Here is a 290-nt window from a genome sequence, read left to right as displayed (position 1 = left end):
GGAGACGAACGCGAGTGAACCACCGACGAAGTGTCGATAATTGCAACCGATATCAAAACCAGAGTCTCGACAATGCTCTGGGACAAGTCAGGCGGCAACCTGAACGTGGGCCTGGTGGTATCCGGCATAGAGGTGGCGTGACTGTCATTCAGGCACAGATACGGAACAGGGGAACCTGTCACGTCGATGTCAAGGGAGCGATTCAACCAGAGACCCTGGGAGAATCTGAGTACCAATGCGACGTACAGGGGCGGAGTCGTGCGTAGTAGTGATGAGGAGGCTGTAATGGC

The 290-nt window shown here is 55.2% G+C and carries 1 protein-coding gene; it reads left to right on the top strand.

Annotated features, from left to right (window positions below; all coding sequences use genetic code 11):
• Positions 1-266: hypothetical protein (locus P8629_RS11590; protein ID WP_278166281.1), on the top strand; the 266-nt coding region annotated here is incomplete at its 5' end.
• Between the last annotated feature and the right edge of the window lie 24 nt (positions 267-290).

This window comes from Hydrogenovibrio sp. 3SP14C1 (assembly GCF_029625905.1).
In the GTDB taxonomy this organism is placed as follows: domain Bacteria; phylum Pseudomonadota; class Gammaproteobacteria; order Thiomicrospirales; family Thiomicrospiraceae; genus Hydrogenovibrio.
This window is presented reverse-complemented; position numbering and strand designations above follow the sequence as displayed.